The organism is Thermococcus thermotolerans (assembly GCF_024707485.1).
GTDB classification, from domain to species: Archaea; Methanobacteriota_B; Thermococci; order Thermococcales; family Thermococcaceae; genus Thermococcus; species Thermococcus thermotolerans.
The window spans coordinates 61302-87362 of sequence record NZ_CP102602.1; the positions used below are offsets into that span (position 1 = coordinate 61302).

Genomic DNA, 26061 nt, shown 5'->3' on the forward strand with positions numbered 1-26061 from the left:
GATTTGTGTGTTTATGTGCATCCAAATGGAAAAGTTTGAGTTTTTGTTCCCGCTAGAATTAGGTTTTTGTCATCATGCCCATCGGCTCCAGGACAGAATTCTGGGACACGGGCCGGGCATCGTAGCCGAGTCCCCTGAGAATCCTGGCGAACTCCTCGGCGAAGCCGTAAACTGTGAAAACCCTCTCCGGCTTTACCCTCTCCACGATCCTCATCAGCTCCCAGAAATCGGCATGGTTGCTGAGTTTAAGCTCTCCAAAACCGGAAACCGTAAGCTCCCAGGGGGATAGGGAGTTCTCAACCCGGGGCGAGCGGTAGGAGCGCAGGACGACCTCGCCGTCGGCCGAGACGTTGCCGAAGGAGAGGCCGAACTTCGAATAAACGCGCGCCACCTTGACCATCTCTCTCGATGCTTTGACGGTGTAGCCGTGAAGGTCGAGTATCTTCATGACCTCCTGGGCTTTTCCGGTCTGGTTGACGTAGAGAACCGGCCTTTTACCCCTCTCAAGGGCCTCCTCGACGAAGGCTATCAGCTTCTTCTCGGCCTCCCTCGGTGTTGGAAACGTAAAGTACGGAACGCCGAAGGTGGCCTCGATTATCAGGAAATCTGCCCTCGGAAAGCGGCTCTTTTCAGCCGTTCTGAGCTTGAACCACTTGGTGTCGCCGGTGTAGAACAGCGTTCCGTTTTCGAGCCACAGCTTTATCCCGGCCGAGCCAAGCATATGGCCCGCTGGATAGAGCTTCGCCTTGAAATCGCCGAGGTAGAATCTCTTTCCGAACTCGATTTCCCTGTAAAAGCCGCCCTTCCTGAGGTGGCTGAGGAACTTGGTCGCCCTGGTGGCGAATATAATCTCCCCGCTGACGAAGTGGTCGGTGTGGGCGTGGCTCTGGAAGGCGAAGCGAGCCGAGCTGTCGAGGCCGACGTTACCTATTATCATCCTCTCAAGATAGGCTAGAATCCTTTTAGGGCTTCCGGAAGATGGATAATTTATCCAAAGTCAAGCCCAACCTTTAGTTATGTAAAAGCTTTTTATATGCCGGCGCCCAAATAGGGGCAGGTGGTAGGCATGACTTTCGATAAGGAGAAGCTCGCGAAGATTAGGGAGGAGGAAAAGCGCTGGGACGAAACGACGGTTAAAAAGTTCATCGAGAAGAGGCCCGAGAGGAAGGAGAGGTTCATGACCGATGACGGTTTTGAGATAAAGAGGATTTACACCCCCGCTGACCTTGGGGAAGACTGGGACTATCTGGAAAAGCTCGGCTTCCCTGGCGAGTACCCGTTCACCCGTGGCGTCTATGCGACCATGTACCGCGGAAGGTTCTGGACGATGAGGCAGTATGCCGGTTTTGGAACTGCTGAGGAGTCTAACAGGCGCTACAAGTACCTCTTAGAGCAGGGACAGACCGGTCTGAGTGTCGCCTTCGACCTGCCGACCCAGATAGGCTACGACTCCGACCACCCGATGAGCGAGGGTGAAGTAGGAAAGGTCGGCGTTGCCATCGACTCTCTCTGGGACATGCGCGTCCTCTTCGACGGAATCCCGCTCGACAGGGTTTCCACTTCGATGACCATAAACTCGACCGCGGCAAACCTTCTCGCGATGTACATCCTCGTGGCTGAAGAGCAGGGCGTCCAGCCCCACCAGCTCCGCGGGACGGTCCAGAACGACATCTTGAAGGAGTACATCGCGCGCGGTACTTACATCTTCCCGCCGCAGCCGAGTATGCGCCTCACGACCGACATCATCATGTACTGCGCCGAGCACGTGCCGAAGTGGAACCCGATTTCGATAAGCGGCTATCACATCCGCGAGGCTGGAGCAAACGCGGTTCAGGAGGTCGCGTTCACTTTGGCGGACGGTATCGAGTACGTCAAGGCCGTCATAGACAGGGGCATGGACGTTGACAAGTTCGCCGGAAGGCTGAGCTTCTTCTTCAACGCCCACAACAACTTCCTTGAGGAGATAGCCAAGTTTAGAGCCGCGAGGAGGCTCTGGGCTTACATAATGAAGGAGTGGTTCAACGCCAAGAACCCGAGGAGCATGCTCCTGCGCTTCCACACTCAGACGGCCGGTTCTACTTTGACGGCCCAGCAGCCGGAGAACAACATAGTCAGGGTTGCCATTCAGGCTTTAGCCGCTGTGCTCGGCGGAACTCAGTCCCTGCACACCAACTCCTACGACGAGGCTCTTAGTCTCCCGACAGAGAAGAGCGTCAGGATAGCCCTCAGGACGCAGCAGATTATCGCCTACGAGAGCGGCGTCGTTGACACGATAGACCCGCTCGGAGGTTCGTACTACATCGAGTGGCTCACCGACCACATCTACGAAGAAGCTTTGAAGTACATCGAGAAGATTCAAAAGATGGGCGGCATGATGAGGGCCATTGAGAGGGGCTACATCCAGAAGGAGATCGCTGAGAGCGCCTACAAGTATCAGAAGGAAGTCGAGGAGAAGAAGCGCATCATCGTCGGCGTGAACGAGTTCATCGTTGATGAGCCGCTCGACGTCGAGATACTCAAGGTGGACCCGAGCATCAGGGAGAAGCAGATTGAGCGCCTTAAGAAGCTCCGCTCCGAGAGGGACAGCAAGAAGGTTGAAGAGGCCCTCGATAAGCTCAGGAGGGCGGCAGAAACCGAGGACGAGAACCTCATGCCCTACATCATCGAGGCCCACAGACACCTCGCGACCCTCGGAGAGGTCACCGACGTTCTCCGCGAGGTCTGGGGCGAGTATCGCGCTCCGCTGATATTCTGAGATCCCAACTCTTCTCCAAAACTTTTTTAACTTTTCTGCGTTGTTAAAACTGGTGGAGGGTATGAAAAGCCTGCGTGCCATCCTGCTGCTGACAGTTCTGAGTACACTTCTCACTCCAGTTTTTCCTGTGGGGCCTGTGTCCGCAGGGTATTCGATTCCGGATTACCCCGTCATGATGAGGATAAATGTAGCCAGCAACGGGAGTTTTGCCCTGATTGCAGTCACCCTCTCAGCCTACGGGAATCCCCCGAACCACATGTGCCCCATAGATTCGCCCGACACCTACATCGGTTGCAGGGAGTTGTCCTTCAGAGACTACTTGCTTTTTGAGGTCGGTGATGGGCTAAGGTACGTCAACGTCACCCCCGCTTTGTCCCCCTTCAACTTCACGATCTTCTCGCCGGCCTCCTTAAACGATAAATGGTTTCTCACGGGAAAACGCTCGCATCATTTTCCTTGTTCATTTGGGGCCTGCGTTGACTCCAACTACACTGTAGTGGAATACTGGTCCGAGGGGAAAACCGTCAGGCAGCCTGCCAATGTCTCCACCCTAACCGCAAAGGTTCTCCTGGACTTTCCAAAGATCATCTCGTCCAAAGGTGTTGTTTCCGGCGAGAGCCTCCTCTTTTCATTCCCCTACATTAACGAGACTTACGCCGTCCCCCTGGATGCCTTTGGGGAATACCTCAAACTGCTGGACTTCAGCGACTCCAGCGGTCTGGACGCGGAGAGATTTTTGGGATTCTTCCAGGCGGTACCCTTCAGGGATGGGCTCATACTCTACCTCCCAAGCTACGGCCTGGAATCCTATACGAGTGCGCCCTACATGAGCAGGGAATATATTCTCGTCGAGAACGAATCGAACCCATACATCCCTTACGCCTGGGTGGCTCATTCCGGGCTCGTGTGTTTCCCCGGCAACTCGAGCGGGATATCTCTAACCAGGGAAATTTTTCCTCCGGTCTTCTACTACCGTAATGGAAAGCTTAGACCCCTCCTGAACTTCTCCCTTGAGGCCCTCAACTGGACTCTAGAGGGTTCGGGGGAGGGATTCACCTGCACCCGCCCCATTCTGGAAACACCCAACGAGACCAGAGCAAAAGTTGGGGGAGAATCTTTCGTTCCCGACTTGGGGCTTCCTTCAGAGAAAAACAGGATTTACCTCTCCGTGATCCGACCGTTCCCTCACTACTCTCCCGGGAACACGACAATCATTGATTTTTGCGTGAACCTTGGGAACTGCACCCATGCCGAGTTCGATGGGAGGTCGCTTACCTACCTTAAAATCCCGTTTCCAGGCCTTTTCGTTTACTCCCGCGACTCCTGGCTCTACCGCTCCATGACGCACGAGGAGTGTAGGGACTTCTGCGCGTACTGGCGAGCTCCCCACTACAACGGCACCTTCAGGTACGACCCTGTAAAAAGGACACTGTCGTTGCTGAGTCAGGAGAACTTCTCCGGTTCCTGGGGAGAACCGGGCTGGTACCGTGTCTATAAAGCAAACGAGACCTCCCTCAGATTGCTGGACTCCGATTACAATCTCCATGATATCCCTCTGAAGAACCTTTTGGAATGCGCCCAGACTCCGGAAGCAGCGAAGATGCTCAGAGGGATCGATTTTGGGGACGGTATTCTCTTCTACTACCCCATGTATGCCGCTGAAGTTTCCCTTAAGGAAAAAGAAACCGCAGTGCTGTGGGGTTCCTACGATTCCAGCACTGAGGCTCCGCTCAATAAGACCTGCATCCTCTTCTACTATTCGAACGGCAGCATAAAGTTCGCCCTGAGACCCGAAACCGCCCCCGTTGATGTTTCCGTCGGGGACTGGAAGATTGAAATGAGCATCCCCTACCTTGATTTGAAAAACAGTACCGACGTCTCCGTGGGAACCAATCACGAAAGTCCGCCCACGTCAACGTCCGGTGGTAGCGGTGGAATATGTGGCCCTGCCGTGATGGTGGGCCTCTCACCCCTGCCCCTCTTCCTGAGGAGAAAACGCCAGGGATAGCCCCGGGTGGAAAGGCTTAAAACCCCACGAAAAAGCTTAAAAAAGGATAGCCAAAGCATCAACAGGCATCATGATAATCCCGGGAGGTGTAGTTATGGCGAGAAACAAGCCGCTTGCGAAGAAGCTCAGACTTGCCAAGGCCGCCAAGCAGAACAGGCGCATTCCGGTCTGGGTCATCGTCAAGACCAACAGGGAGGTCATGACCCACCCCAAGAGGAGAATGTGGAGAAGGACCAAGCTTAAGGAGTGAGGTGATTTAGATGATCAAGCCCGGAGAGGAAGTCATATTCGTCGTTCCCATCAAGAAGATAAAGAAGCGCGTTCCGCGCTGGAAGAGGGCCCCCAGAGCGGCTCGCTTTGTCCGCGAGTGGATAGCCAGGCACGCCAAGGCTGATGAGGTCATCATAGGCACCGACGTCAACGAAAAGCTCTGGGAGCGCGGCGCCGAGAAGCCACCCAGCAAGCTCCGCGTTAAGGTTGTTGTTGAGGAGGAAGAGGGCAAGAGGATTGCCAAGGTCTCCCTCGCCTGATTCCTTTTAATTTAAAGAGGTGACGAGATGCACATAGAAAGGCTCGATTTTGAGAACTCTCCATACCTGGGCGTTTACGGAACTGCCACAGACAGGGTAGTCCTTATCAGGGAGGGCCTCGGCGAGAAGAAGCTTGAGGTTCTCAGGGAGGTTCTCAAGGTTCCGCTCATCGAAACGAGCATTATGAAGTCACGCATAGTCGGCATATTTGCGGCCGGAAACTCCAGCGCGATAGTCGTCCCGTGGTACGTCTGGGACGCAGAGCTGGAGAAGATAAACGGCCAGCTTAGGGAGCACGGGATAGATACGGAGGTAGTCCCCTTCCAGAGCACCCTCACGGCCTTCGGCAACCTGATTTTAGCGAACGACAGGGCGGCGCTGGTGAGTGCCAAGTTCACCCGCGAGGAGGCCAAGAAGCTTGAGGACATACTCGGCGTCGAGGTCGAGAGGGGCATGATCGGTGACTTCCACGCCGTTGGAAGCGTTGGAGTGGTAACCAACAGGGGCGGTTTGGTCCACCCCGAGGCAACCGATGAGGAGCTTGAGTGGCTCCGCGATCTCTTCAAGGTCGATATTTACGTCGGAACTGCCAATATGGGCGTTCCCTTCGTTGGCTCCTGCATGCTTGCCAACTCCCACGGTGTCGTCGTTGGACACCTAACAACTGGACCCGAGATTGTGAAGATTGAAGAAGCCTTGGGCTTCCTTGACTGATGATGGAGGTGTGAGCTATGGAGGTTAAGGTCTTCCGCGTTAGGGGCGTTTTCGAGAGGAACGGAAAGAGGGAGAGGTTCACCAGGGAGTACCGCGGCCTCAAGGCCGAGGACGTCATCGAGATACTCTACTCCGAAGTTGGCAGCAAGCACCGTGTTCCTAGGAACAAGATATGGATCGAGAGCGTGGAAGAAATAGCCCCCGAAGAGGCCGAGAACCCGATAGTCAGAAAGCTGAGCGGCCTCTGATTCCCTTTTCTCTTCCCCAGCAACTCAAACTCACTCTAAGCGATTCTTCGCGGGGAAGTTTGGAAGAAATTTATAGAATCAGGTCCCCTTCCCCCTCCAGCCAAGAACCCTCGACTGGTAGTGTCTCTTCGGGAATATCTCCAGCGGATCCATTCCCCTCTCGCGGAGGATATGCCTGAGCTCGACCTCGTAGTCTGCCTTCTCCAGTTCTTCGCTCTCCCGGATTTCAACGACGAAGAGCCTCTCCGTCAGCTCGCGTATCGTCTTGTAACCGAGGCCGAGGAGGGGCCTTATGTAGGCGACGTTGAATCTGTCCTCCAGCGAGCGGGCCTTCGGAAGGTCGAGGAAAGGAACCCTGTCGTCCCTCCTTGTCCCATCGCTGACCCTCTCGACTTCAGGCATCGCCGCTATCGCCTCAAGAGCCCTCTCGTGGATGAACTGAATGGCGTTGTTGGGGTGGCCGTCTTTGATTGCCATATCTGCCGCTCTCTCCAGAATCTCCCGCGGGAGGTAGACGACCTGATGCTCGAAGCCGAGTCTTTCTGCAGTCTCTCTTGCGAAGCTCCAGTTGTCGAGGAGGCCAAAGCTGACCGTTATCAATCTCACATCGTAGCCGAGCCTGGTGAGAATCCACGCACTCAAACTTGAGTCCTTGCCGCCGGAGTAGAGATGATGTACTTTCATGGTAACCACCACTTTGGGTGCAATGGGCGCCTTATTAACCTCACCCTCCAAAAGGGTTATTAGACTGGAAGGGCAATACTCTGCTGGTGAGAGTAATGCCAGTTGTGACGAAGAAATACCAGGTGACAATCCCCAAAGAGGTGCGGGAGGCGCTGGGAATAAGGGCCGGGGATGAGGTGGTTTTCGTTCGTGAAGGAAACAGGTATGTTCTGATGAAACTGACGGACCTCCTCAAAGAGCTGAGCGAAATAACAGAGGACATAGACGAGACCGTTGAAGAGGTCCGGCAGGGGCTTGCGAGGGGCATAGAGCGCTCTCTCCGCGAGCTGGAGGGAGGGAAATGAAGGTGGTTCTAGACACAAACGCCTTCAACAACAGTACTTTTTTGGAATGGTTGATGGAATCGAGCCTTGAACCTGTTACGAGCTCCGTTGTCTACATGGAACTGCTCTACAGGTACGCCCGACGCAGAGGCTTGCCCGAAGCAAGGAGCAAGTTGATGGCGATTTTTGGCTCTTTGGCAATCGAGGTTATGGGTTTTGATGAAACATGCGCTGAACTCGCTGTGAATTCAGCTATCGGCCGCTGGGACTTCTCCAAAAACGCTAGGGACTATATGATAGGTGCCCTGGCGCTGAAACTCAACGCCCCGCTAATTACTTACAACAAGAAGCACTTCGAATGGCTTTCTGAGGTCTTCACACCGGAAGAAGCTATGGAGCGCTTCGGCAAATAGCTTTAAAAGGCCAACCTTTTTAAAGTGCTTGACCGCGAGAGCTAAGAGGTGAGAGAGATGGAGAAACGCTTACCCGGAAAGGTGAGACGCGCCATAAGGGCGAGATACTACGACATCCCCCCGAGGGCGTGGATAGGTAAGAGAGGGTTGGATGAGGGCGTTATCGAGGAGATAAACACCCAGCTTGAGAAGGACGGAATCCTGAAGGTGGAGATAAGGAAAGGGGCTCTCATAAGCACCGAGATGGACCGGCGTCAGCTTGCCGAGAAGGTAGCGGAGATGACGGACAGCGAACTCATCGAGGTTCGCGGCAAAAGGTTTATATTGTTCAAACCGAGGGAAGGTTGGGAAAAGTATTTAAGGAAGCTCCAGAGAAAGGAGCTTTCGAAGGAAAAGCGGGAGGAGAAGCCCGTTAAGAAAGTCAGGCTCGATATCGCTCAATTCAGGAGGAAATTCAAGAAGGGGAGGGATTGAAAGTGGCGACTGTTTACGACGTTCCCGGTGATTTGCTCGTTGAGAGGGTTGCGCAGAAGCTCAAGGAGATCGAGGCCATAAAGCCGCCCGAGTGGGCGCCCTTCGTCAAGACCGGAAGACACAAGGAGCGCCTTCCCGAGCAGGAGGACTGGTGGTACTACAGGGTTGCAAGCATCTTCAGGAAGATCTACATCGACGGCCCGGTCGGAATCGAGAGGCTCCGCACCTGGTACGGCGGCAGGAAGAACCGCGGACACGCTCCGGAGCACTTCTACAAGGCAGGAGGGAGCATCATAAGGAAGGCCCTCCAGCAGCTTGAGGCTGCCGGCTTCGTCCAGAAGGTTCCGGGCGAGGGCAGGATCGTCACCCCGCAGGGACAGAGCTTCCTCGACAAGATCGCCACCGAGCTCAAGAAGGAGCTTGAGGAGCAGATTCCGGAGCTCAAGAAGTACTGAGCTCCAGCCATTTTCCCTTGTTGACTTCTCTTGGATCTTCTCGCGTTTCAACCCAATACCTTTTTAACCGGAGGCCTAACCCTATGGTGGGGGTGAGAGGATGGCCGAGGACATAGAGGAGATCAGGAAGCGCAAGCTCATGGAACTCCAGAAAAAGTACCTTGAGCAGCAGAAGGCGCAGGAAGAGGCCATAAGGCAGGAGATGGAGCTTGAAGCCCAGCTCAACGCGATAATGAGGAGGATTCTTACCCAGGACGCCAGGGAAAGGCTCGGAAGGGTAAAGCTGGTTCGTCCCGAACTGGCGAGGCAGGTCGAGCTGGTTCTCGTTCAGCTCTACCAGGCCGGACAGATAAGGGAACCCATAGACGACGCCAAGCTAAAGAAAATACTCGCCCAGATTGATGCAAGGACGAGACGGGACTTCAAGATTAAGTGGTAGCCAGAAGGTGCTCCCATGGACGCCAGGGAGATAGTCAAGATACTCGACGAAAAGGGAGAGGTCAGTCTCGAAACCTGGAAAGCCGTCTCAGTTAAGAAGAACAAGGACGGAACCGTTGACGTTCTCTACAGGAACCTGCACGTTGGGACGGACGAGGATCCTGTCTTCCTCTGGATTTACGCCAACATAGTTGAGGACGACTGGGATGTCCGCGTTCTGGAGCGGATAACCTTCAAGCGCGAGGATCTTGTCTGGTTACTCCGCTACGTTGTGAAAAAAGGAGAAGGTTTATAAGGGCTTTATAAAATAGGCGGCCGGTTGGGGGTGTTTGAGTGAGCAAGCGTAGGGTCTGCCCGGTCTGCGGCTCGACGGAGTTCATCTACGACCCGGGTAGGGGAGAGGTCGTCTGTAAGGTTTGCGGTTACGTTATTGAGGAGAACGTCATAGATATGGGGCCCGAATGGCGCGCCTTTGATGCGAGCCAGAGGGAGAAGAGGGCGAGAGTTGGTGCCCCTGAGAGCATTCTCCTTCACGATAAGGGTCTTTCAACGGATATTGGAATTGACAGAAACCTCTCTGGTTTGATGCGTGAGAAGATGTACCGCCTGAGGAAGTGGCAGAGCCGCCTAAGGGTCAGTGATGCGGCCGAGCGTAACCTTGCCTTTGCCCTCAGCGAGCTCGACAGAATAGCCAGCCAGCTCAAGCTTCCCAGACACGTCGAGGAAGAAGCCGCGAGGCTCTACCGTGAGGCCGTGAGAAAGGGCCTCATAAGGGGACGCTCCATAGAGAGCGTCATAGCGGCGTGTGTCTATGCCGCCTGCAGACTCCTCAAGGTTCCGAGAACCCTCGACGAGATAGCCGACATATCCCGTGTTGACAAGAAGGAGATAGGCAGGAGCTTCCGCTTCATAGCGAGAAACCTCAACCTTACGCCAAAGAAGCTCTTCGTTAAGCCGACCGACTACGTCAACAAATTCGCCGATGAGCTGGGGCTCAGCGAGAGGGTGAGGAGGAGGGCCATAGCCATACTCGATGAGGCCTACGATAAAGGACTGACGAGTGGAAAGAGTCCCGCGGGTCTTGTTGCGGCGGCGCTATACATTGCCGGTTTGCTTGAGGACGAGAAGAGAACCCAGAGGGAAGTTGCGGAAGTCGCGCGCGTCACCGAGGTCACCGTCAGAAACCGCTACAAGGAGCTTGTGGACAAGCTCAACCTTAAGATTCCGGTTTGAGTTTGAAATAAAAAGGCGAAGTTTAGCGCTTCCCGAACCAGCTCTCAAGGGTTGACTGCTTTCCTGCCTTTACAGCCTTTTTCAGCCTCTCAAGGCCGTTTCTTACCCTCTCCTCACTGAAGTCGTGCTCATCACAGAGGAACTTTAGAATCCCCTCCTCGTCGGGTTCACGCCACTTGAGCTCGTATTCGTCGGTGACCGGTGGGTTGAGGAAGAACTCCTTTATCGCGTAGAGGTCGACTTCGCTGTCCTTGTTGTACTTTTTCAGCGGGTCTTTGCTGCGCTTGACTATGGTGAGGGCCTTCTTGGGCCCGATACCCTTTATTCCACCCGGGTTGTAGTCCGTGCCGACAAGTATGGCCATCTCGATGAGCTTCTCCCTGTCCACGCCGAGCTCCTTGAGAACCTCCTCCAGAACTATAAGCTCGGGCCGGACCTCAACGTAGACGTTCTTTCCGGGGAGCTTTCTCCTGCCGGTTATTGTCACGTTCCTAACGAGCCGGGGCGCACCGAAGAGGAGCGAGTCGTAGTCCTGGCTGGCTGAAGCGTAGACCTTCTTTTTAGCGGCCATGTATGCGGCCTGGGCCTCACCCTCGCTCGGTGCCTGAATTACGGGAATTCCCATCAGCTCAAGGAGCCTCTCGGCGTCGTTTATCAGTTGCTCGTTGACCTTGGTTGCGCGCATCGCGTACTTCTTGGCCTCCTCAAGGTCTCCGCGCTCCAAAGCCTCGTACCACTTCTCCTCGGCCTCTTTCCTGGCCTCACGGCGCTTCTCTATCTCCTTCTTTTTGAACTCCGGGGGCTTCCCGTCGAAAACGTACGCCGGCTTTATCCCTGCCTCCATAAGGTTGATGTTCCTGTAGAAGAGGCCGCTCAGGTGGGAGGTTATCCTTCCGCGGGAGTCCATGAGCGGTGTCCCGTCCCTCTGTCTTATGGTTGAGAGGAACTGGTATATCGCGTTGAAGGCATCAACGGCAACCCTTCTGCCGTAGAGGTTCTCCAGCTCTATCTCCTTCTTCGGAACGAGCTCACCGATCTGTACACCCATAACCACCACCTAAAAAAGAGTTGGAAAGGAGATATTTAGCCTTTGCCTCGGCCTACCGGATTGATCATCACCCATCAGAGAGGGGAAGGCTCCTCATCGGCCCCTGTGCTCCATAAGGAATTCCTCGTGCTGAGTGATGCGCTTCCTCTCTTGGACGTATATCCAGCCCATTACAAACATCAGGAGGGACATTCCCACGAGGGTTGTCCACTCAATCCTGCTGTAATCGAGAGTCACCACTATTTTTCTCACTATTGCAAGAACACCCAGCTCGACAACGTTGCGCATGCTAACGTGGTGATCTTTAATGTACATCGCCAATAGCTCGAATATCTCAAGGAATATTATCACGAGGACTATCTGGTGGAGAACGGTCTCGACGTCAAAGTTATTAAAGGAGTTTATGACCAGTCTCCACATTATGTAGACTATATACGCCATCGTGAGCGTTGCGAGTGCGATAACCACTACATCAAAGAGAACGTTTAGCCACGTCATTACCGACCTCCCGATTTCTGTCGGTTCTCTCATCGCGGTCACCCTGTGATAGCACATCCCGAAAAAAGAAAAGGTTTTCGGGATATCGGGCGCCTGAGTCGAGACATTCAACGTTCAGGGTTCCAATGTCATCCCGGTGTTCTGAATATTAGGTGCCCAACCTTCGGTTCTTTTAACGTCCGTCGAGCTTTTTATCGTCAAAAAGAGAAGGGAAAAGTTATAACTCGTTTTACGGACGTGAAACTGTGACTTTCATTCAGGTGAGGTGGTTGAGATGGATGGGAACTTGGAAGCTCTCTTCAGACCCAAGAGCATCGCCGTCATCGGCGCTTCTGAAAAACCGGGCAAGATAGGATACGCTGTTATGAAAAACCTCGTTGAGTACGGCTACGATGGGAAGATATACCCGATCAACATCAAGGGTGTTGAGATCGAGATAAACGGGAGAAAGTTCAAGTCCTACAGGAGCATCCTCGACGTCCCGGACGAGATTGATATGGCGGTCATCGTCGTTCCGGCCAAGTTCGTTCCGCAGGTCGTCGAGGAGGCCGGAAAGAAGGGCGTCAAGGTTCTCCCGATAATAAGCTCCGGCTTCGGTGAGCTCGGCGAAGAGGGTAAGAAGGTCGAGAGGCAGATAGTTGAGATAGCGCACAAGTACGGCATGAGAATACTCGGCCCGAACATCTTCGGTGTCGTCTACACACCCGTCAAGATGAACGCTACCTTCGGCCCGACCGACGTCATGCCGGGTAGCCTTGCCCTCATCAGCCAGAGCGGAGCGCTTGGAATAGCCCTCATGGGCTGGACGATCCTTGAGAAGGTCGGCCTTTCAGCGGTCGTCAGCGTCGGAAACAAGAGCGACATCGACGATGCCGATCTGCTTGAGTTCTTCAAGACCGACGACAACACCAAGGCGATTCTCATATACATGGAGGGCGTCAAAGACGGAAGGCGCTTCATGGAGGTCGCCAAAGAGGTCAGCAAGGAGAAGCCGATAATCATCATCAAGGCCGGAAGGAGCGAGCGCGGAGCCAAAGCTGCGGCAAGCCACACCGGTTCCTTGGCCGGAGCTGACAAGATATACGAGGCCGCATTCAAGCAGAGCGGTGTTCTCAGGGCCTTAACCATCGGCGAGGCCTTCGACTGGGCGAGAACGCTCAGCAACCTTCCGGAGCCGGAGGGGGAGAACCTCGTCATACTCACCAACGGCGGCGGAATCGGAGTTATGGCCACCGACGCCGCCGAGGAGGAGGGACTGCACCTCTACGACGACCTCGATGAGCTGAAGGTCTTCGCCAACCACATGCCGCCCTTCGGTTCCTACAAGAACCCGGTCGACCTGACCGGTATGGCCGGTGCCGAGAGCTACGAGGGAGCGGTTCGCGACGCACTCGCCAACCCGAACATGCACAGCATAGCCGTCCTTTACTGCCAGACGGCCGTGCTCGACCCGCGCGACCTGGCCAAGATAGTTATCCGCGAGTACAACGAGAGCGGCAGGAAGAAGCCCCTCGTCGTTGCAATCGTTGGCGGCATAGAGGCCAAGGAAGCCATCGACATGCTCAACGAGGAAGGAATCCCTGCATATCCAGAGCCGGAGAGGGCCATAAAGGCCTTAGCCGCGCTCTACCGCTGGAGCAGGTGGAAGGCCAGGCAGAGAAGGGAGTGATTCCCTTTTCTCTCTTCTGATTCTTAGGTTGTCATCCAGTTCCCCCGGCAAGTGTTTTTAACGTGCACTTCCCAGATAACTATGGGGAGCCCTATGCTCGTCGCCCTGATCTCGGACATCCACTCCAATCTGGAGGCGCTGAGGGCCGTGTGGCGGGAGGTAAGGAAGGCCGATGCCGTTCTGTGCATGGGCGACCTGGTCGGTTACGGTGCTTCTCCCAACGAGGTCGTTGACTTCGTCCGAAAGCAAATGGAGAAGAGAACCTTCATCTGCGTCCGCGGCAACCACGACAATGCCATAGCGTTCGGCGCCGAGTGGGGGTTCAACCCCTACGCGAGGCAGGCTGTGCGGTGGCACCAGCGGGTGATGACAACGGAGAATCTTGAGTTCCTCCGGAGGCTTCCGGTAAGGCAGTTATTCACGGACAATACCGGACGGAGCTACCTCCTCATCCACGGCTCGCCGCGTGCCCCCCTGGATGAGTATCTGTTTCCTTGGTTCTCGGATTTGGAGTTGCGCTCCGTTCTCAGCTACGTCAGGCAGGACGACCTGCTCGTCGGCCATACCCATGTCCCAATGCTGAGGGTGATAGACGGCAGGAGGATAATCAACCCCGGCGGCGTCGGTCAGCCCCGCGACGGCGACTGGAGGGCGGCCTATGCATTAATTGACACCGAAAAAGAGCTGCCTGACAACGTTGAGTTCCACCGGGTGGAATACGATGTTGATTCTGCTGCGGAGAAGATAATAGAAGCGGGACTTCCAAGGTTCCTGGCAATGAGGCTCTACGAGGGATATTGAGAGGGGGTCACTCCCCCGGAGTCTGGGATTCCTCCTCAGAGAGCCTTCTCTTTATCGTGCCGACTCTTCTGAGCTTGGACTTGACAGCGAGCTTGCCTGAGTCTATTATGATTACCTCGCCGATGCTCTTAACCGCACTCACAGGTATGAGGAGAAGACCCTCGTGATCGGTGACAAACTCGCTCGTATCGAGATCCTCATCGGGCTCGGCAACTATCACAAGGATATCGCCGGTTTCCTCATCGAAGCTGAGGTCATAGACCCAGCCGAGCCTTATGCCGGTATCGGTTATCAGCTCCACGTCCCTAAGCTTGGAAGCTATTATCTTGACCATTTTCGCCACCCCTCGGTTTAATCGTGTAAGTTCTTGGGCACCAACGTATAAAACTTTTTCCAAAAGGAAAGGAAATCAGAAGGTGTAGTAGTCTGGCCCGCCCCTCTTCTCGACGCGTGACTTCCTGCTCTCCTCGAAGTTCCTGTAGTAGTCGAGCATGTACGGGGTTATGCTCGGCCTGACCTTCTTGAGGGCCTCCTCAAAGTCTCTCTTTGAAACCCTGAGCTTCTCAAGGAACTCCTCACTCTCCTCCTCGACCAGCTCTGCGGGGAGTTCGGTCATTATCCTGCGCATCGCCAGTAGTGCCGCCTCCCTCACGAGGGCCTCGATGTCGGCTCCGGAGTAGCCCTCCGTCTTCCTCGCCAGCTCACGGAGGTTAACATCATTTGCGAGGGGGACACGCCTCGTGTGTACCTTCAGTATCTCCAGCCTGGCCTTTTCGTCCGGGGCTGGGACGAGTATGAGCCTGTCGAATCTACCCGGTCTGAGCAGGGCTGGATCGAGGATATCCGGCCTGTTGGTTGCGGCAATGACGACCACACCGCTGTTGCGCTCTATGCCGTCCATCTCGGTGAGTAGCTGGTTGATGAGCCTGTCAGTAACGCGGCTCATGTCGCTTCCTCTAGCGGGAGCTATCGCGTCGATCTCGTCGATGAATATCACCGTCGGAGCCGCCTGTCTGGCCTTCCTGAATATCTCTCTCACGCGCTTCTCACTCTCGCCTACCCACTTGCTCAGCACCTCCGGCCCGCGAATGCCGATGAAGTTTGCCTCGCTCTCCGTTGCGACGGCTTTGGCGAGGAGGGTCTTACCGGTTCCTGGCGGACCGTAGAGGAGAACTCCCCTTGGGGGCTCTATTCCGAGCCTCTGGAAGGCCTTCGGGTACTTGAGGGGCCATTCTACGGCCTCCCTGAGCTCCTGCTTTACCTCGTCGAGACCACCGATGTCCTCCCAGTGAACGTTTGGCATCTCAATGAGGACTTCCCTCAAAGCGGAAGGCTCGACCATCTTCAGCGCCTCGTAGAAGTCGGCCTTCCTAACGCGAAGCTCCTGGAGAACCTCCGGAGGAATGCGCTCCTGCTCGGGGCTTATCTTGCCCTCGTTGATGAGTCTCCTCAGGACGACCATGGCTGCCTCTCTCGCGAGAGCGGCTAAGTCCGCACCGACGAAGCCGTGCGTCTTCTCGGCTATCTCCTCAAGCATCCTGTCTACCAGCCTGCTCCTGACCTCCGGATAGACTTCGCTCTCGCTCTTGAGGGCCTCTTTAACTTCCTCGTCACTCTTCGCTGCCTCGACCCTCTCGATGAGCCTCTCCAGTTTTGCTCTCTCAAAGGTCTCCCTCTTCATAAGTTCTTTGAGAACCCTGAGAACCGTTGCTTTGTCGTAGTCCGGTTCAAGGGGCATTCCCCTGGTGTGTATCTGGAGTATCTCCTTCCTGCCCTTTTTGTCGGGAACTCCGACTTCTATTTCTCTATCGAACCTGCCCGGTCTTCTCAGGGCAGGGTCAAGGGCATCGGGCCTGTTGGTTGCGGCGATGACTATGACTTTGCCCCTCCCCTTCAGGCCGTCCATCAGTGTGAGCAGCTGGCTTACGACCCTCTTCTCGACTTCTCCGACGACTTCCTCCCTCTTCGGGGCTATTGCGTCAATTTCATCGATGAAGATTATGCTCGGTGCGTTCTCCTCGGCGTCCTTGAATATCTCCCTTAAACGCTCTTCACTCTCGCCGTAGAATTTGCTCATTATCTCCGGGCCGTTGATGGCTATGAAGTGCGCGTTGGCCTCGTTGGCTACGGCCTTTGCCAGGAGAGTCTTACCAGTTCCAGGCGGGCCGTAGAGGAGCACACCCTTCGGCGGTTCAATTCCAAGGCGCTCGAAGAGCTCCGGGTGCTTGAGCGGGAGCTCAACCATCTCGCGTATCTTCTGAATCGCATCGCTCAGACCGCCGATGTCCTCGTAGGTGACCTCTGGGATGGCCTCCTCACGTATCTCAACCGCCTGGGGGAGAACCTCGACTTCGGTGTTGTAGGTTATCTGGACGATGCCCCTGGGAACGGTGTTCACGACGACGAATTTGAGCTCTCCAAAGCCGATGGGCATGGTCTCAAAGAGGCCCCTAAGAAGTTCATCAAAGGGTGAGCCGCCGTAGTAGGTTTCGCTCCTGCTGCTTGCGACGATGAGGTCTCCCTTCAGAACGGGCCTGCCCAGGAGGTTCTGCTTGACCATCTCTCCAGGTATCTGAATGAAGACACCCTTCTGGGCCGGCGCCAGAACAACCTTCTTCGCCTCCTGCACCTCCGCCTTGGAGACGGTGATGTAGTCCCCTATGCTCACCCCTGCGTTCCTCCTGATGTATCCGTCCATCCTGATGATGTCCAGCCCGCGGTCGTCTGGGTGGGGGTTGGCCACTATCGCGGCGGTGGTTCTCTCCCCAATCAGCTCGACTATGTCTCCGGGCTCAACGCCGAGCTGGCGCTGGTACTTTCTATCAAAGCGGACTATCCCCCTGCCTACGTCCCTCTTGAGGGCCTCGGCAACGCGGAGCTTTATCTTCTCATACTTTTCCTCGTCTTTACCAAAAATCATCTTGACCGCCTCCTCTGCTTTTCTATGGCCTCTTCAAGCGTCAGATTGCCCAGGGCCACCTCACGGGCGAGCTTTGAGGATATCGTGATGTTGCCGCTCAGCTCGCGACTGCGTCTCTTTATGTCCTCAATCTCACGCTTAGTGGGTTCCTTCGCCTCTATGAGCTCTCCAATGGGAACCTCCCTTCCCTCTCGCAGGCCAATGTTTATCGCCGCCACGATGTCCTGAACCTGTGAAACCTCTATCCCCCCTACCTTTGGGGTCGTTCTCGACTCGTTAACGACGGTTATGGGGTAATCGTATCCCAGCAGGTCGGCGAGGGCTTTGAGCATAAGAATCCTCTGCCGTTTGGCCCCGTGTCCTATCTTGATTTTAGCGCCGGGATACTTCTCCAGCAGGTCCAGGATTATTTCAACGTCCCTCGGATTCTTAAGGTGGTGAACCTCTATTACGCGGTTATCGGCGACGACGCTCAGGCCGGGCCTCTCCCCGGGGTCGATGGCTATGTACACCCTTTTAAACCTCTCCCTTCCCTCAAGCTTGGCAAGGAGTTCGTCTATAAAGTTCTCGTTCCTCACGATGATCTTAACGGGAAATGCAACCCTGGCGTAGTCAGCCTCGCCAGTCAGGACGACCTCAACATCGAGGGGTATCCTGTCTCCGACACGAAGGCTGTGGAAGGGTATGCCGTACTCCTTCAGCACCTTCGTCGCCATATAGTAAACCCTGGCGTCGCTTGTCACTATCGCTACTCTCATGGTTTCTGATACGTCTCCACAATTAAAAACCTTTCTAACCGTTCTAATCAAAAATTTTGGCCAAGAAAGGCTTTGATTCTGTGGAAAAAAGTTTATAAGCCATTATTGGCAAGTAAAAAGGGGGATTGGGATGCAGCCTCCTAAGAAAAAGAAGAAGGTCGAGGAGTTTGAGGAGGAAGAACTCTTCGAGGAAGAGGAGGAGTGGGAACTCGAAGAGGATTGGGAAGATGAAGATTGGGAAGAGGAGTGGGAGGAAGAAGACTGGGAAGAAGAGGAAGAGTGGTGATTTTATAGCTCTTTGAGTTTCTCCATCGACTTTTCGTGGCTGGCTTTTATCGGCTCTCCCGGATTGATGTAGAGGCCGATTTTGGTTGCTCCTCTGCCTAAGACTGCACTGAAATGATAATATCCTTGGTGGCTAAGACTTAGGAGAAATAAGGTTTTTGAAGTCCTCCAAGTCCCAGAGGAGGTAGCCTTCAGCCCTCAAGGCCTCTTTTCGCTCTATCTCCTTTGCAATCAGCCCATACCACTCCTCCCAGTCCTCAAGTCCCATAGGGACTGTCTTTTTCTCCAAATTCTTCAAAACTCCCCGCGCTTCCCTCTCGCTCAGACCTTTCCACTTGACTTCGACGAAGAGGGCTTTCTTTGTCCTATCGTTCAAAGCGACCAGATCAATCTCCTCACTCCTGTGCCACCACCTTCCAATCTTCGTGAACGTGAAGGGAAGCCTTCCTGCTTTGTTCAGCTCGATCAGGAACTGCCTCGCCACCTCTTCGAAGATCCTCCCAACGTAGGTATTAAAGGCGCCCCAATCCATCTCGAACGTTCCAATCTCTATCTTCCCGCGGTTGGGCTTGACAAAGCGGAACCAGAAGGTGAAGAAGTTGTCGTTCAGGTAGTAGCGGGCTTTTCTGCTCCTCTCGCTCTCCGTTATGGGCACCTCCCTTCTCACCAAGTCAAGAGAAATCAGCGTTCTCAAGTATTTGGGCATGTCCTTCGTCTCTATGCTAGCGTACTGGGCAATCTCACTGACCCTGTGTCTCCCGTTAGCGAGGGCCTCCAGGATTAGGTAATAGCGGTGCACATCCCCTAATTCCTCCCTCAGTATAAACTCGGGCTCCTCGTAGAGGATTGAAGTGGGCGAAAACGCTGTTTCCATAAGCTCCCTTTCGAAGTCCTCCCCTCTGAAGAGGCGGAAGTACATAGGGACCCCACCGGTTACCGAGTAGATCCTGACTACAGTCTCCAGCGGTCTGTTCCTGAAGTATTCCGCCACGTGGAAAAAGTTCAGGGGCTTCAGCCTGAGCTGTGCGGTTCTCCTTCCGTAGAGGGGGTTGTTATAGCCCATTAGTCCCTCCATCAGACCAACCAGGGAACCGCTGAGTATGAGGAAAAAGCGGTCGTCCAGGATTTCATCGATCACATGCTGGAAAACCGCCGGCGTGTTTTTGTCCGTGAGCAGTAGATAGGAAAACTCGTCTATCACTACGACGAGCCTTCCCGAAGCCCTGAGTTTTATTAGCTCAAAGGCTTTCCTGAAATCGTCCACCTCGACCGCAGGCAGGCCGAGTTTTTCCGCGGTCTCAAGGTAGAACCTCCTCGCGTTGGTCTCCAGGCCGTTCCTGTCGGCGAGGAAGTAGATGGCCGGTTTGTCCTTGATGAATATCTTCACAAGCTCCGTCTTTCCTACCCTCCTGCGCCCGTAGAGGATTAAGACCTCCTTCTTTCCAGAGTGGTATAGCTTGTCGAGTAGTGCCAGCTCATTTTTTCGGTTCACAAACATTATCTTCACCAAGATAATCTTTGACAGGATAAAATTTAAGGGTTTCGCAGGTACTCGGGGAAGTAAACACTTTCACTTACGCAAACCCATTTATAGAAGGGCGTTATCTTTTCTCCCGGTGATAGAATGGCGTTCCTGAAGGTCGTCCCTCTGGAAAGGGCCCTTGAGGTCATAGACTCATTCCCACTGCAGCCCCAAGTCGAAAGCGTTCCCTTAAGCGAGGCCCTCGGCAGAGTCCTGGCAGAGGATATAACCTCCCCAGTGGACGTTCCCCCCTTTGACAGGGCCACCGTCGACGGTTACGCCGTAAGGGCTGAGGACACCTTCATGGCGAGCGAGAGCGAGCCGGTGAGGTTGAAGGTTATCGGGGAGATAAACGCAGGAGATACGCCGGCAGTGGAGCTCAAGCCCGGTGAGAGCGTTTACATCTCCACGGGCGCTCCCCTGCCTAAGAATGCCGATGCGGTGATACAGTTCGAGGACGTGGACAGGGAAGGCCAGGAGGTCATCATCTACAAGCCGGCCAACCCAGGTCTCGGTGTCATGAAGGTCGGAACCGACATCCCGAAGGGGAAGGCTCTTCTCAAACGTGGAACGAGGCTGACCTTCAAGGACACCGCCCTCCTGTCCGCTGTGGGAATCGCCGAGGTTCCTGTCTTCAGGAAGCCCCGGGTGGCAGTTATAAGCACCGGAAACGAAGTAGTCCTCCCCGGGACGGAGCTGAGATACGGGCAGATATACGACATAAACGGCCGCGCAATAGCGGACGCGGTCAGGGAGCTCGGTGGGGATGCCATCTTCCTCGGCATTGCAAGGGATGACCGCGGGAGTCTCAAGGCGCTCATCGAGAAAGGTATTGAGTGCTGCGACATAGTGCTTCTCAGCGGCGGTGCGAGCGGTGGAATAAGGGACCTGACCAGTTCGATAATCGAGGAGCTCGGTGAGGTCAAAATCCACGGCATAGCGATCCAGCCAGGAAAGCCAACGATAATCGGCCTGATCAACGGAAAGCCCGTCTTCGGCCTTCCGGGCTACCCGACCAGCTGCCTGACCAACTTCACCCTGCTCGTCGCCCCCCTCCTAAGAAAGCTCCTCGGAAGGGAGAGCGAAGTTCGGAAGGTCAGGAAGAGGCTCGCCCACAAGGTCTTCTCGGTAAAGGGCAGGCGCCAGTTCCTGCCGGTCAGGATAGAGGGCGAAAAAGCTATACCCATACTCAGGGGAAGCGGGGCCGTTACGAGCTTCATAGAGGCCGACGGCTTCATCGAGGTGCCGGAGAACGTGGAGATACTGGAAGCAGGGGAGGAAGTCGAGGTTACTTTCTTCGGCTGACTTTGTCGTCCCTCCAAATCCCCCATCAAAACCTTTTTTAAACTCCTTCACCTTCTTCTCCCAGGTGGAAGACTATGCTGGACATAAAGCTCATCCGTGAAAATCCCGACCTCGTTAAGGGCGACCTCATAAAGCGCGGCGAGCTTGAGAAGCTCAAGTGGATAGACGAGATTCTGGAGCTTGACAGGAAGTGGCGCGAGAACCTGAAGAGGATAAACACACTCAGGAAGGAGCGCAACCAGCTTGCCGTCCAGATAGGCAAGCGCAAGAAGGCCGGAGAGCCGATAGACGATCTGCTGGCTAAAAGCAACGAGATAGTGAGGCAGATCGAGGAGCTTGAGAAAGAGGTTGAAGAGCTGAGGAAGAGAATTGACTACTACCTCTGGCGTCTCCCGAACATCACCCATGAAACCGTTCCTATTGGCAAGGACGACAGCGAGAACGTCCCAATAAGGTTCTGGGGCAAGGCCCGCGTCTGGGAGGGCTTCCTTGAGAGCTTTAAGGAGCAGAGCCTCGGGAAGATGGAGTATGAGGTTCTCGACTGGAGGCCGAGGCTTCACGTTGATATGCTCGAAATCCTCCGTGGTGCGGACCTTGAAAGGGCCGCGAAGGTCAGCGGTTCGAGGTTCTACTACCTCATGAACGAGCTCGTCATCCTCGACCTGGCTTTGCTCCGCTTTGCCCTCGACAAGCTCATCGAGAAGGGCTTCGTCCCGGTCATACCGCCGTACATGGTCAGGCGCTTTGTGGAGGAGGGCGTCACGAGCTTCGGCGACTTCGAGGACGTTATATACAAGGTCGAGGGCGAGGATCTCTATCTAATCCCGACCGCCGAGCACCCGCTCGCTGGAATGCACGCCAACGAGATAATCGAAGGGAAGGACTTACCGCTGCTCTACGTCGGAATAAGCCCATGCTTCAGAAAGGAGGCCGGAACCGCCGGCAAGGATACTAAGGGAATCTTCCGCGTTCACCAGTTCCACAAGGTCGAGCAGTTCGTCTATGCGAAGCCAGAGGAAAGCTGGGAGTGGCACGAGAAGCTCATCCAGAACGCGGAAGAGATATTCCAGGAGCTTGAGATTCCCTACCGCGTTGTAAACATCTGCACCGGCGATCTGGGATACGTGGCTGCCAAGAAGTACGACATAGAGGCCTGGATGGCGGGCCAGGGCAAGTTCAGGGAAGTTGTCAGCGCGAGCAACTGTACCGAGTGGCAGGCGAGACGCTTGAACATCCGCTACCGCGACAAGACCCACGAAAAGCCCAAGTTCGTCCACACGCTCAACTCGACGGCTATAGCAACCTCAAGGGCGATAGTGGCGATACTTGAGAACTTCCAGACGGAAGAAGGCGTCGTAAAGCTCCCGAAGGCCCTCTGGAAGTACACGGGCTTCAAGGAGATACTGCCGGCCCACATGAAGGAGAGGTGCTGTCAGGATTGAGCACCCCCTCCCCCTGTTCTCTCATATTCCGCCGCGCTCCCTCACCTTTCTCCTCACGTTTGGGTCGCGGTCGGCTATCAGCTTCAGCGCCTCCTCGAAGCTCATCCAGTCAGGAACTTCCTCGTTGATGTAGATGCCGGTCCTTCCGATGGCGTCCCTCCTCGTGAGAACGTGGACGCGCTCGGTAACGACCTCGATGCTCACGCCGAGAGTCTTCGCCACTTCGCTCTCCCGCCCCACGACTTCCCTTTCTATGTGACCCCTCTCCGTGGGGACTATAAGTATCAGCTTCTTATTCACCCCTGGAACGCGCTGCCTGGTCTTCACGCCCCATATGTCTATCATCCCTCCCCACCTGTAGAACTCAAGCTCCCTGTCGGTGGGGTCGATCAGCGGGAAGGTGACCGTCGTTTCCTCGTCTATCTCGATGACGCCCTTGATGAGGTGCCAGGGGGTGGCCATGACTATCTTTCTCCTGCTCACAAGCCCCTCAAGGGCCAGCTCGATGAGGTAGCTCGGCACCCGGTAGGGGATGAACACATCTATGTCGCTGTCCCGTCTGACGTCTCCCCTTGCGACGCTCCCGTAGAGCTGGGGGTCGAACTGCTCCAGTCTCTCCATGATCTCAAGCGCCTTTTCTCGCTTTTCCCACAGGTAGCGCCAGCGCTTTGGGGAGTAGACGACCTCCCTCTCATCCCAAACGCGAACTACCTTTTCCCTCGGCATCGAGCTAAGCTCGACCGGAACGTTTAAAGCCCTACCGATAGCGTTTTATATAGCGGGAACCAGTTTTGGGTGGTGAAAGAAATGCCAGTGCTGGGATTCAACGTAACCAAGATAGAGCTTGAGAGGGTCACACTCTCGGTGCCCCAGGGCCAGATAGAAGTCAGGCTCTCTCCCAAGGTTAAAGAGATGCGCCTCGGGGAGATACGCACCCCCACCGGAAAGATGAATGGGATAGAGATACTTTTCAGGTACGAGATTGATTACAACCCCAAGATCGCCCAGGGCGCAATTGAGGGCGTGATACTCTACGTTCCCCTCCAAAAGGACAAAATAGACGAAATACTCAACCTCTGGGAGGAGGAGAAAAAGATAGACTCACTGACCTTTGCCGAAGTCGTTAACTTCATAACCAAGGAAGTATCGCCGATACTCATGCTTATGGCCAAGGAGATGCGCCTGCCGTACCATGTGCCTCTTCCAAGGGTTGAGGTTAGGCCCCAGCCCCAGTGACCCTTTCTATTCCATTAAATTTTAGTGTCATTAATGATATATTCCCTCAGCTTCGTGTATCTTGGAGGCAGCCTCCTGAAGTCCCTCGCGGAGCATCGCGTTTTCTGCCAGCTCAAGTGCCCTTATATATGCCCTCTTGTTGAAGTAGTACTCGATATTATCTATATCGACGAGGACATCCTCCGAGCCTGTGGTGGCGGCGTAGTGTTTGAGAACTGCTATGCGTACCCTGGCGCGGAACTTCAGATCGCTCTTGGTTTCCAACACGTTTTTGTACGCTTCCATGGCCTCGTTTAGCTTCCCCATCCCTATGAGGGCCTCAGTGAGCTCCGTAAGTTTCTCTGCGGCCATCTCATAATCCCTCTGAGCGCGGTACGAGCTGATTACTTGGTAGAGCATCCTTGCTGTGTTGAGGCCGATGAGCTTCGCTCTGCTGAAGTTCTTCGCAAGTAGGTATGCATACTGGGCCTTTACAAGACAGCTGGTAGTTCCGTCCAGGTCTCCGTGGGAGTAGGCTATCTTGCTGGCCTTCTCAAAGTTTTTGGCCGCTGTGTCCATCATCTCTATGAAGTGTATGTCGTAGCCAAATATTGCACGGATAAAGCCCGCAAGCCGGTAAAAAGCTTCCGCGGCGCCGAGGGCATCTCCTTTCTCCAGTCTGCCCTCCGCGACCTGGCCGTAAAGGGTTATCAGGGTCTCGGCGAGCCTCTTGTACGATTCAATATTGTCTATCATCCTGTAGTATCGGTAGGCTGACTCATAAGCCCTTATTGCCATGGGAATGTCATCATTGTCCTGATAGGAATTGCCGAGGTCCTCATAAATGGCCGCGAACTCTTCGGCATACTTCATCAGGTTCTTCTCATCGTTAAGCGTCATGAAAATCTCAAGAACGTTTGAGCAGTACTCATCGAGAATGTCGAGATCAACCTCCGCGCGGGAGACCTCCGCCTCTATGAGGTCGATATACAGGTAGGCACTCTTGAGAAGGGAGGGCCTGGCCTTATCGATGGCGTTTGTCTTTTTGAGAAGGACGTATCCGAGGTACTTATACAGCCTCGCGGCGTCTTCGGTTTTGCCTTCCCCCTCATAACCCTTCGCGGCGCGGAGAACCAATTTTAGGCCATCTTTGATTCTCCCTTCATTGAGCCTCTTGAAGGCGAGCTGTTCGAGCTCTTCTGGCCCTTCTAGTCCGATGTTCGCTGGCAAATTTCTCACCCCACATGATTCAAGTCCAGGGCTTGTTGGCTAAAGTTAATGACTCGGGATATTTAAGCGTTGTCTATGCCCAGACTATTCTGTACCCCGCTGCCTTCCTAAGTCTGTTCATGACCGCAAATCCGAGGCCCTTCTCTTCGACGCCTTCGGCGATTATCACATCTACCCCGCGCTTATCCAGCTCTCGGAGGGCCCTGAACAGGTTCTTTGCAACTTCCTCCTCGGTCTTTCCGAGATAGAAGAATTCATCGGCCCCATACTCCTCGGTTGCCATGACTCCCACGCGGAGACCCTTTGCGCGGTACTCCTCGACCAGTTCCGCTATTTTCGCCCGCACGTTCTCCCGCTTTCCTTCGACGACTATAACCTGGGCGTTGGGGGAGTAGTGCTTGTACTTCATACCCGGTGAACGGGCCACATCGACCAGCTTGCCCCTAACGGCGGGGTGTATCTCGACCTCGCCTATGACCTGCTCTATCTCCTCAAGGGGCAGACCGCCGGGCCTCAGCAGGGTCGGCCTTTCGGAGCTCATGTCTATGACCGTTGACTCGACACCGATCTTCGTTTCGCCCCCGTCGATTATGCAGTCTATCCTTCCATAAAAGTCGTCTATCACGTGTTCCGCCAGTGTTGGGCTGGGCTTTCCGCTTATGTTTGCGGAAGGTGCCGCTATCGGGGTGCTGGCCTTTATAAGGGCGAGCGCTATCGGATGGGCAGGCATCCTTACCGCGACGGTGTCGAGGCCTCCGGTGGTGGCGTAGGGAACCTCCTCCCTCTTGGGCAGAACCATCGTCAGCGGACCGGGCCAGAACCTCTCGGCGAGAAGCTTCGCCTCCCTTGGGATGTCTCTCGCAAGCTTCCTCAGGTCGTCGAAATCGGAGATGTGGACTATGAGCGGGTTGTCCGGGGGCCTGCCTTTGGCCTCGAATATCCTCTTAACGGCCTCTTCGTTGAGCGCATCGGCACCGAGACCGTAGACTGTCTCCGTTGGAAAAGCTACGAGCTTTCCCATCAGTATGAATCTCGCGGCTATTCTTATTTTCCTCTCATCCACTCCGTCCCGCATGTTGATTACTACCGTCAT

General features: G+C 54.8%; 30 protein-coding genes. 19 read left to right on the forward strand and 11 right to left on the reverse strand.

Features of this window, described 5'->3' with window-relative positions:
* Positions 1-58: 58 nt before the first annotated feature.
* Positions 59-937, reverse strand: coding sequence for an MBL fold metallo-hydrolase (locus NUS69_RS00420; protein ID WP_258083941.1), 879 nt, complete (start codon positions 935-937; stop codon positions 59-61).
* A gap of 129 nt (positions 938-1066) precedes the next feature.
* Here NUS69_RS00420 and NUS69_RS00425 point away from each other — a divergent pair, with 129 nt between their 5' ends.
* The 6 genes from NUS69_RS00425 (at position 1067) to rpl18a (ending at position 6255) form a co-directional block, all read left to right on the forward strand.
* Positions 1067-2755 (forward strand): acyl-CoA mutase large subunit family protein, encoded by a 1689-nt coding sequence (locus NUS69_RS00425; protein WP_258084843.1) that lies wholly within the window; start codon positions 1067-1069, stop codon positions 2753-2755.
* Between the two features lie 61 nt (positions 2756-2816).
* Positions 2817-4763, forward strand: a complete 1947-nt coding sequence (locus NUS69_RS00430) for a CGP-CTERM sorting domain-containing protein (protein ID WP_258084844.1) — start codon at positions 2817-2819, stop codon at positions 4761-4763.
* A 94-nt stretch (positions 4764-4857) separates the two neighbouring features.
* Positions 4858-5013: a 50S ribosomal protein L39e gene (locus tag NUS69_RS00435; RefSeq protein WP_088180793.1), complete on the forward strand. Its 156-nt coding sequence runs from the start codon at positions 4858-4860 to the stop codon at positions 5011-5013.
* Between the two features lie 10 nt (positions 5014-5023).
* Positions 5024-5293 (forward strand): 50S ribosomal protein L31e, encoded by a 270-nt coding sequence (locus NUS69_RS00440; protein WP_055430052.1) that lies wholly within the window; start codon positions 5024-5026, stop codon positions 5291-5293.
* A 27-nt stretch (positions 5294-5320) separates the two neighbouring features.
* Positions 5321-6007 carry a translation initiation factor IF-6 gene (locus NUS69_RS00445; protein WP_258083942.1) on the forward strand — a complete coding sequence of 229 codons (687 nt, stop codon included), beginning with the start codon at positions 5321-5323 and terminating at the stop codon, positions 6005-6007.
* Between the two features lie 17 nt (positions 6008-6024).
* Positions 6025-6255, forward strand: coding sequence for a 50S ribosomal protein L18Ae (rpl18a, locus tag NUS69_RS00450; protein WP_258083943.1), 231 nt, complete (start codon positions 6025-6027; stop codon positions 6253-6255).
* A gap of 78 nt (positions 6256-6333) precedes the next feature.
* Here the strand turns inward: rpl18a and NUS69_RS00455 are convergent, their stop codons facing one another.
* Complete coding sequence (locus NUS69_RS00455; RefSeq protein ID WP_258083944.1) at positions 6334-6939, reverse strand: DUF7411 family protein; 606 nt, start codon at positions 6937-6939, stop codon at positions 6334-6336.
* 95 nt (positions 6940-7034) lie between these two features.
* On the opposite strand from NUS69_RS00455, the gene NUS69_RS00460 reads away from it, so the two are divergent.
* The 7 genes from NUS69_RS00460 to NUS69_RS00490 all read left to right on the forward strand — a co-directional run bounded on the left by NUS69_RS00460 (position 7035) and on the right by NUS69_RS00490 (position 10275).
* Positions 7035-7283 carry an AbrB/MazE/SpoVT family DNA-binding domain-containing protein gene (locus tag NUS69_RS00460; RefSeq protein ID WP_258084845.1) on the forward strand — a complete coding sequence of 83 codons (249 nt, stop codon included), beginning with the start codon at positions 7035-7037 and terminating at the stop codon, positions 7281-7283.
* Complete coding sequence (locus tag NUS69_RS00465) at positions 7280-7675, forward strand: type II toxin-antitoxin system VapC family toxin (protein WP_258083945.1); 396 nt, start codon at positions 7280-7282, stop codon at positions 7673-7675. Before NUS69_RS00460 ends, NUS69_RS00465 begins: the two co-directional genes overlap by 4 nt.
* A 57-nt stretch (positions 7676-7732) precedes the next feature.
* Positions 7733-8149: a YhbY family RNA-binding protein gene (locus NUS69_RS00470; RefSeq protein ID WP_258084846.1), complete on the forward strand. Its 417-nt coding sequence runs from the start codon at positions 7733-7735 to the stop codon at positions 8147-8149.
* 2 nt (positions 8150-8151) lie between these two features.
* Positions 8152-8604 carry a 30S ribosomal protein S19e gene (locus NUS69_RS00475; RefSeq protein WP_012572063.1) on the forward strand — a complete coding sequence of 151 codons (453 nt, stop codon included), beginning with the start codon at positions 8152-8154 and terminating at the stop codon, positions 8602-8604.
* A gap of 100 nt (positions 8605-8704) precedes the next feature.
* Positions 8705-9043: a DNA-binding protein gene (locus NUS69_RS00480; protein ID WP_258083946.1), complete on the forward strand. Its 339-nt coding sequence runs from the start codon at positions 8705-8707 to the stop codon at positions 9041-9043.
* Positions 9044-9058: 15 nt separating this feature from the next.
* Positions 9059-9337: a hypothetical protein gene (locus NUS69_RS00485; RefSeq protein ID WP_258083947.1), complete on the forward strand. Its 279-nt coding sequence runs from the start codon at positions 9059-9061 to the stop codon at positions 9335-9337.
* Between the two features lie 38 nt (positions 9338-9375).
* Entirely contained in the window at positions 9376-10275 is a 900-nt protein-coding gene (locus NUS69_RS00490) for a transcription initiation factor IIB (RefSeq protein ID WP_055430060.1), read from the forward strand.
* A gap of 22 nt (positions 10276-10297) precedes the next feature.
* Here NUS69_RS00490 and fen read toward each other — a convergent pair whose 3' ends face one another.
* Together fen and NUS69_RS00500 are read right to left on the reverse strand one after the other, a co-directional pair.
* Positions 10298-11323 (reverse strand): flap endonuclease-1, encoded by a 1026-nt coding sequence (gene fen / locus NUS69_RS00495; RefSeq protein WP_258084847.1) that lies wholly within the window; start codon positions 11321-11323, stop codon positions 10298-10300.
* Positions 11324-11416: 93 nt separating this feature from the next.
* A complete protein-coding gene (locus tag NUS69_RS00500) occupies positions 11417-11854 on the reverse strand; it encodes a phosphate-starvation-inducible PsiE family protein (protein WP_258083948.1) in 438 nt (145 codons plus the stop codon).
* A gap of 241 nt (positions 11855-12095) precedes the next feature.
* Between NUS69_RS00500 and acs the strand changes: the two genes are divergently transcribed.
* Both acs and NUS69_RS00510 read left to right on the forward strand, forming a co-directional pair.
* Positions 12096-13490, forward strand: a complete 1395-nt coding sequence (acs, locus tag NUS69_RS00505; RefSeq protein ID WP_258083949.1) for an acetate--CoA ligase alpha subunit — start codon at positions 12096-12098, stop codon at positions 13488-13490.
* 93 nt (positions 13491-13583) lie between these two features.
* The gene (locus NUS69_RS00510; RefSeq protein WP_258084848.1) at positions 13584-14291 is read left to right on the forward strand and encodes a metallophosphoesterase family protein; all 708 of its coding nucleotides are present in this window, start codon (positions 13584-13586) and stop codon (positions 14289-14291) included.
* Positions 14292-14298: 7 nt separating this feature from the next.
* Here NUS69_RS00510 and NUS69_RS00515 read toward each other — a convergent pair whose 3' ends face one another.
* The 3 genes from NUS69_RS00515 to NUS69_RS00525 all read right to left on the reverse strand — a co-directional run bounded on the left by NUS69_RS00515 (position 14299) and on the right by NUS69_RS00525 (position 17969).
* Positions 14299-14625 (reverse strand): PRC-barrel domain-containing protein, encoded by a 327-nt coding sequence (locus tag NUS69_RS00515; protein ID WP_258083950.1) that lies wholly within the window; start codon positions 14623-14625, stop codon positions 14299-14301.
* A gap of 75 nt (positions 14626-14700) precedes the next feature.
* The gene (locus tag NUS69_RS00520) at positions 14701-17211 is read right to left on the reverse strand and encodes a CDC48 family AAA ATPase (protein ID WP_258083951.1); all 2511 of its coding nucleotides are present in this window, start codon (positions 17209-17211) and stop codon (positions 14701-14703) included.
* Complete coding sequence (locus NUS69_RS00525) at positions 17208-17969, reverse strand: hypothetical protein (protein WP_258083952.1); 762 nt, start codon at positions 17967-17969, stop codon at positions 17208-17210. Before NUS69_RS00525 ends, NUS69_RS00520 begins: the two co-directional genes overlap by 4 nt.
* A gap of 130 nt (positions 17970-18099) precedes the next feature.
* Between NUS69_RS00525 and NUS69_RS00530 the strand changes: the two genes are divergently transcribed.
* Entirely contained in the window at positions 18100-18255 is a 156-nt protein-coding gene (locus NUS69_RS00530; RefSeq protein WP_258083953.1) for a hypothetical protein, read from the forward strand.
* A 132-nt stretch (positions 18256-18387) separates the two neighbouring features.
* Here NUS69_RS00530 and NUS69_RS00535 read toward each other — a convergent pair whose 3' ends face one another.
* Positions 18388-19752 carry an ATP-binding protein gene (locus NUS69_RS00535; protein WP_258084849.1) on the reverse strand — a complete coding sequence of 455 codons (1365 nt, stop codon included), beginning with the start codon at positions 19750-19752 and terminating at the stop codon, positions 18388-18390.
* Between the two features lie 126 nt (positions 19753-19878).
* On the opposite strand from NUS69_RS00535, the gene NUS69_RS00540 reads away from it, so the two are divergent.
* Together NUS69_RS00540 and serS are read left to right on the forward strand one after the other, a co-directional pair.
* Positions 19879-21081: a molybdenum cofactor synthesis domain-containing protein gene (locus tag NUS69_RS00540; protein WP_258083954.1), complete on the forward strand. Its 1203-nt coding sequence runs from the start codon at positions 19879-19881 to the stop codon at positions 21079-21081.
* Positions 21082-21155: 74 nt separating this feature from the next.
* A complete protein-coding gene (gene serS / locus NUS69_RS00545; RefSeq protein ID WP_258083955.1) occupies positions 21156-22523 on the forward strand; it encodes a serine--tRNA ligase in 1368 nt (455 codons plus the stop codon).
* Between the two features lie 21 nt (positions 22524-22544).
* Here serS and NUS69_RS00550 read toward each other — a convergent pair whose 3' ends face one another.
* Positions 22545-23249 (reverse strand): nucleotidyltransferase domain-containing protein, encoded by a 705-nt coding sequence (locus NUS69_RS00550; RefSeq protein ID WP_258083956.1) that lies wholly within the window; start codon positions 23247-23249, stop codon positions 22545-22547.
* An 81-nt stretch (positions 23250-23330) separates the two neighbouring features.
* On the opposite strand from NUS69_RS00550, the gene NUS69_RS00555 reads away from it, so the two are divergent.
* The gene (locus NUS69_RS00555) at positions 23331-23759 is read left to right on the forward strand and encodes a hypothetical protein (protein WP_258084850.1); all 429 of its coding nucleotides are present in this window, start codon (positions 23331-23333) and stop codon (positions 23757-23759) included.
* A 30-nt stretch (positions 23760-23789) separates the two neighbouring features.
* Here NUS69_RS00555 and NUS69_RS00560 read toward each other — a convergent pair whose 3' ends face one another.
* Both NUS69_RS00560 and NUS69_RS00565 read right to left on the reverse strand, forming a co-directional pair.
* Entirely contained in the window at positions 23790-24977 is a 1188-nt protein-coding gene (locus NUS69_RS00560; RefSeq protein ID WP_407704645.1) for a hypothetical protein, read from the reverse strand.
* A 64-nt stretch (positions 24978-25041) separates the two neighbouring features.
* Positions 25042-26061, reverse strand: a complete 1020-nt coding sequence (locus tag NUS69_RS00565) for an L-threonylcarbamoyladenylate synthase (protein ID WP_258083958.1) — start codon at positions 26059-26061, stop codon at positions 25042-25044.